Raw genomic sequence first — 6569 nt, forward strand, 5'->3', positions numbered from 1 at the left:
ATCAAGTGAGCCAGAGATGTCCCATCGTTCCTTCATGGCACTGGCGCTGGTAGTGACCGGCGCCCTCGCCGCGACCACAGTTAGCACCCCGGCGGCCTTCGCTGAGGAGGAAACCCAGGCCCCCAACGTCGTCGCCGGGGCTGCCCAGGGCCCCCAGGCCTCGTCGAACGAGGCGCAATCTGGAGACGGACCCCAGTCCGGCGCAACCGACGAGGCCGGGGACCCTAACCCGAGCACCACGCCCGAGGGTGCCGACGACACCCCGGTGACGATCATCGTCGCACTGGAGGACGGAAGCGTCGGTATTCCCTGGTATCACCGCGTTTTTGGGCTCTCCTCCCAGACGAAGCATGAGACGGTCAAGGACCGGATCGAAACCTCGGTCGAGCAAGCGGTCCCCGGCGCCGACGTCACCGACGTCGCCGACTACACCCACGCCTTCGACGGCTTCGCAACCAGCGCCCCCGCCTCCTCCCTCGAGGCCATCAAAAACACTGCGGGCGTCAAGACCGCCTTCGTCGAGCGCCACCACAAGCCGCTGGTCGTCGACGGCGAGTCCGCCGCGGCCAGCGCGGACGTTGTCAACCCCGCTCTGAAGAACGGCTCCTCCCTGGAGATGACCCGCGCGAACCAGACCACCGTCAAAGGTGACAAGCAGGTCATCGAGGTCATCGACACGGGCATCGAAGCAACACACCCGGCGTTCTCCGGCTCCATGGACGGCGTCCCTGTCCGCTTGACACAGCGGGACGTCGAGTCCCTCGTGGGCAAGCTCAGCCACGGCAAGAGCGGTGCGTACCTGAACTCGAAGATCCCCTTCGTTTTCGACTACGCCGACAACGACGCGAACGTGCTTCCCACCTCCACCAAGGATCTCTCCCACGGCACGCACGTGGCCGCCATCGCGGCGGCGAATGCGCCCGACCTGCAGGGTACCGCCCCCAACGCGCAGATCATTGTCGCGAAGGTCGCCGCCGACAAGGACGGGTCAATCCCCGACAGCACCGTTCTCGCCGCCCTCGACGACGCGGTCATCCTCAAGCCCGACTCGATCAACCTGTCCCTCGGTGACGACGCCGGTATGGGAACCGAGGCGGGCACCGTCTACGCGGAGGTGTACAAGAACCTCGCCGCCGCGGGCGTGACCGTCAATGCCGCCGCGGGCAACTCCTACTCGAGCGCCTACTCCAACTACACCGGCAAGGGCAAGCCCTACGCGAGCGACCCCGACGCGGGCACGGTCTCCGAGCCGGCTTCCTACCCCTCGACGCTGGCAGTCGCCTCAGTCAACAACCAGGACGCCCTGCCCTACCTCACCCACGGTGACGAGCAGATCGTCTACCGAAAGTCGCGCGGCCTCAAGGACGCTGTCGTCCCCAGCCTGCTCGACATCCCCGAGGGGACATACACCCTCGTTTATGCCGGTATCGGTGACGGCGCGGCCCTCAACAAACTCACCGCTGAGCACCCCGGTGACCTCTCCTCCGTCATCGTCCTGGAGGACCGCGGTGGGTCGGACAGCGCGACCGGGGCCGACATGACGCACGAGGCCAAGGTCAGCGCGCTCACCAAGCTGAGCTCCACGCCCGCGGCCCTCATCATCGGCGACGCCGAGGACGCGGAGACTCCCTACGAGGCGACCATCGAGTCCACCCACACGCTGGCGACCGTGACCATCACGAAGAAGGAGAAGGATGCGCTGATCGCGGCCATCAACGCCGCCGACTCCCACTCGATCTCCATCTCGAACCCGCACGCGGGCGTCGCGCTGGCCTCCGCCAACCCCACGGTCTCGGACTTCACGTCCTGGGGCGTCACCCCCGACCTGGCCCTCAAGCCCGAGGTCGCTGCCCCCGGCGGTACCATCACGTCCGCCGTCCTGGGGGGTGAGTACCGGGCCATGTCCGGCACCTCCATGGCGACCCCGCAGGTCGCGGGCATCGCCGCACTCGTGCGCCAGCGCATCAATGAGGACCCGGCGTTCGCCGACCTGAGCGCCTCCGAGAAGAACTCGATCGTCACGAACTTCCTGATGGGCACCGCCCACCCGCTGCTCGACGTCGACCAGAACAACGGCACCTACTACTCGCCGCGTCGCGTCGGCGCGGGCCAGGTGGACGCCCTGGCTGCCACGACCTCGTTCGTGTACCCGACCGTGGTGGGCGCCGCGAACCCCTCGCGCCCCAAGGCCGACCTGGGGGATGGCACGCAGGGCTGGACCTTCCAGGTGAGCCTGACCAACGTCTCCAACGAGGCCCACTCCTATGCCCTGGGCGGCCAGGCGCTGTCCGAGATCGTCGAGGACGGGCTCTTCACGGAGCACTCCACCAACTGGGCGGGAGCGGGCATCGACCTGACCTTCTCCGCCGACTCGGTGACCGTCCCCGCCCAGGGAGCCGCCACCGTGACCGTCACTGTGACCCCGCGCTCGGCCTTCGCCTCGTTCGCGAACGCCAACGCCCCCAAGGGCACCTTCATCGACGGAGCCGTCACCTTCACGAGCACGGATGGCGCCCCCGACCTGACGGTGCCCTACATGGGCTTCTACGGCTCGTGGGGCGCGCCCGCCATCTTCGACGGCAAGTGGTACGACGGCACGACGAGCACCGCGCACGCCTGCTCCTCGACCCTCATGAACCCGGCGACGGACGTGCCCCTGGGCGCGCTCAACCCGCTGGACGGCCAGGACGCCACCGCCGTTCGCGCGGTCGACCCCGCCTCCTTCATCATGTCGCGCTCGGCCGCGCAGGAGGCGCCCAACAAGATGCTGCCGCGCACGTGCCTGCTGCGTAACACGCCGAAGCTGACCTACACGTACACGAACGAGGACGGCCAGACCGTGCGCTCCTACACCTTCGAGCGTGCGAAGAAGTCCTTGTTCAACTATTCCGCGGGCGCGATTCTGCCCGTCGAGAGCCAGGAGGGCAACAATCCGGTCTTCGACGGTTTCGACGAGGCCGGCAACGAGCTGCCCGACGGGCGCTACACGCTTTCGATCGAGGCCTCCTCCGTGGCTCCCTCGTCCTCGACCCAGCAGATGACCTGGCAGTTTTCCTTGGACACACAGGCGCCCGTCATTTCGAACGTTGCGGTAACGGGCGAGGGCGAGGGGCGCGTCGTGTCCTTCGATGTCTCCGATCATTCGCCTCTGGCCGGCATCGCTTTCTCCGAGTCTCCCAACTCTCGTCACTATTACGATGAGAAGGAGGTCGTGGGCGCGAACCGTCAGCCCGACGGCACCTACTCCAAGCACTACGAGATCGCCTGGAAGGATCTGGTCGACCGCGCGGATTCTACCGACCCGGCGACCTCCTACCTGTACGCGTGGGACTGGGGCAAGAACCAGACCCGCCAGCAGATCCGCTTCCAGACCATCCCGATGACCTCCCTGTCGCTTGCCCCGCAGACCTCCACGGTCGTCGCGGGCGACAAGGTCGCGCTCACCGCCTCCTACGAGCCCTCGAACGCGAACGTCACCGACCTCGTGTGGTCCTCCTCGAACGAGGCCGTGGCAACCGTGAATGAGAACGGTGAGGTCCATGCTCTGGCCGCGGGCGACGCGACCATCACTGCGACCGACGCGACCCAGCCGAGCCTGTCGGCCGCCGCGCAGGTCCACGTGCGCACGATCTCCGAGGATGTGGGCATCGAGCTGGAGCAATCCTCGCTGGCCGTCAAGGTGGGCGAGGAAGGCACCGTGAAGTCCTACCTGGCGCCCTCCCTACAGGGCCGCGACATTAGCTGGTCGGTGGAGCCCGCCGACCTGGCCACGGTCGCCGGCGTCGCGGGAACGACGAGCGCCACGGTGACGGGCGGAGACCACGGCGGAGCGGGCACGCTGAGCGCGACCGTCACCGACGCGGCGGGAGCAGTCAAGACCGCCTCGATCCCCGTCACGGTGCGAGCAGCCGACGCCGACGACTTCGAGGTCGACGAGAACGGCGTCCTCGTGACATACAAGGGGTCGGCCACCGAGGTCACCCTGCCCGACACCGTGACCTCCATCGGCGAGCGCGCCTTCGCGAGCTCGACCGTGGAACACGTGACGATTCCCGCCGCCGTGCGCAGCATCGGCAACGAGGCCTTCATGTACTCCTCGCTGAAGAATGTCACCTTCCAGGACGACGAGGCCCACCCCTCCCAGCTGACGTCGATCGGTGGGCGGGCGTTCGCGAACACGAGCCTGGAAGCCATTGAGCTGCCTCGCTCCCTGGTGACGATCGGCGCTGAGGTCTTCGACTACGACTCGGCGCTCACGTCGATCAAGCTGGGCCCGAACGTCGCCGCTGATGCGGTGACCTCGGGGTACTCAGAGACTACCGCGCTGACCGGCGTCGAGGTCGACCCCGCGAACCCGAACTACGAGAGCATCGACGGGGTCTTGTACTCCAAGGACCACTCGCGCCTGATCCTCTACCCGGCGGCCAAGAACACAGGCGGCTCGTACACGGTGCTGGACGGGGCCACGAGCATCGCGCCCAAGGCCTTCCAGAAGGCGGGTATCACCACCGTGGCGCTGCCCGATAGTCTGCGAGCGATCGGGGACGAGGCGTTCCGTCTCTCCGCGCTCACCGCGCTGTCCCTGCCCGAGAAGTTTGAGACGGTCGGCACCTGTGCCTTCTGCTCTGCTGGCAAGCTGGAGAGCATTGATCTGGGAGGCGCGATCTCACTGGGTGGCAGCGCGTTTGAGTCCACGAGCGCCAAGAATGGAGTCAATTTCCGTCCCGAGCTGGGGCGCCTGATGACGATTGGCGACTTCGCGTTCAGCCGCACGGCGGTTCCTACCGTGAGTCTGCCCGACTCGGTGACCACGGTTGGCGAGCAGGCTTTCTCGGAGAACAGCGCCCTGGCCTCGTTCCACATCGGCGCGGGCGTCTCCTCCTTCGGCGAGACCGCCCTGTACAACGACCGCACGATCGCCACGTTGACCGTGTCCGCCGATAACGCGGTGTACTCGGCCGAGCGCAACGTCCTGTACCGCACGGGCGCCGACGGGCTGCACCTCCTGCTCTCCCCGGCGGCGAATACCATCACCGACTACACGGTGCGCGAGGGCACGGTCGATATCGGCGCCTCGGCGTTCGCCAACAACAAGGCGCTGACCCGCGTCGTCCTGCCCGAGGGTGTGACGACCATCGGCGATGAGGCGTTCGCCGGGTGTGCTTCCCTGGCCGAGCTGGTGATCCCCGACTCGGTCGAGCGCTCGAGTGGCGTCACCGGCAACTCCCTGGAGGTTGTCGAATACGGCTCCAAGGTGACCTCGATCCGGATGGAGGGCAGCTGGGTTCCCATGCCGCGCCGCATCGTTGTGCGCGGAGGAGTGGACGGCTCCTTCGTCTATGACGGGCGCCCGACGAATGGACGCCGCCAGAGCGCCTACTTCGGCGAGGGTATGACGCGCGTGTCCTTCGGCGCGGACGTCCCGCGCGTCCTCGTCCTTCCTTCGACGCTCACCCGCCTCGACCTTGAGCCGGAGCTGAGCGACGAGAAGAAGGAGGACACGCAGGTCTACGTCGCCGCGGCCGAGGGGTCGCCGGCGTGGAACGTCGCCAAGAGCGCCCTCGAGGCGGCCGGCTTTGATGCTTCGCACCTGCACACCTACACGGCTGCGTCGATGGCCCTATCGGGTGCTTCTATCGCCGAGGCCGGTGGGGGCTACACGTACACGGGCGAGGCCGGGGTGTCGGTCGACGTGACCGCGATGGTTGCCGGTGGCATCGCCGGGACGGCGCAGGTGCGCGCCGTGCAGGTCGGCGCGGACGGCACCGAGACGCTCGTGCGCGACTGGACGACTGTGGCGGACGGCGGGGAGGGGGCGGCCGCCTCTTCGGTGACCTTCCCGTGGACCCCGTCCGCGTCGGACGTGAGCCTGCGCGTCCAGGTGCGTGACGCCTCGTACCTGATGACCACTCTCACGATTAAGCTGCCGGGCACCCCGACGCCTGAGCCTTCTCCGGCTCCGGACCCGACGCCCGCGCCTTCTCCGGAACCAGCGCCTGAGCCGGACCCGACGCCCGCGCCGACGCCTGCGCCTCAGGGCGGAGCGTGGATCAGCGATTCGGTGGGCTGGTGGTACCGGTACGCGGATGGCACCTACCCGGCTGGCCAGGCGGTGCAGATCGGTCACTCGATCTACCGCTTTGACCCTCGCGGCTACATGCGTACCGGCTGGGCGAGCGAGGACGGCGCGTGGTACTACCACGATGCGTCGGGCGCTCAGGCGAGTGGTTGGGTAAAGGATGGCTCATCCTGGTACTACCTGGACCCCGCGACGGGCCGTATGGTCACCGGGTGGCTGCTTGATGGCCTAACGTGGTATTACCTGACGCCCGGCAGTGGCGCGATGGCGACCGGTTGGGTGTGGGATGGTTCTGCCTGGTACTACATGGCTCCCAGTGGCGCGTTGACCACGGGTTGGGTCAAGGACGGTGGCTCCTGGTACTACCTGAGCACCGACTCCGGCGCGATGTTCACCGGCGGGCACTGGATCGGCTCGACGTGGTACTACTTCGCCGATTCGGGACGGCTCATCGGCTGACATAGCCGCGCGACAACGCGCCCGCGCCCCC

General features: G+C 67.6%; 1 protein-coding gene. It reads left to right on the plus strand.

The features are described 5' to 3' along the window. The first annotated feature begins 16 nt into the window (after window positions 1–16). Complete coding sequence (locus HMPREF1138_RS08635; RefSeq protein WP_009058780.1) at window positions 17–6538, plus strand: leucine-rich repeat protein; 6522 nt, start codon at window positions 17–19, stop codon at window positions 6536–6538. Window positions 6539–6569 lie beyond the last annotated feature (31 nt).

The organism is Actinomyces sp. ICM58, assembly GCF_000283035.1.
GTDB lineage: Bacteria > Actinomycetota > Actinomycetes > Actinomycetales > Actinomycetaceae > Pauljensenia.

Excerpts from the sequence above, each read along its gene's own strand:
- HMPREF1138_RS08635 (WP_009058780.1), top strand. The coding sequence starts at position 17 with ATGTCCCATCGTTCCTTCATGGCACTGGCGCTGGTAGTGACCGGCGCC.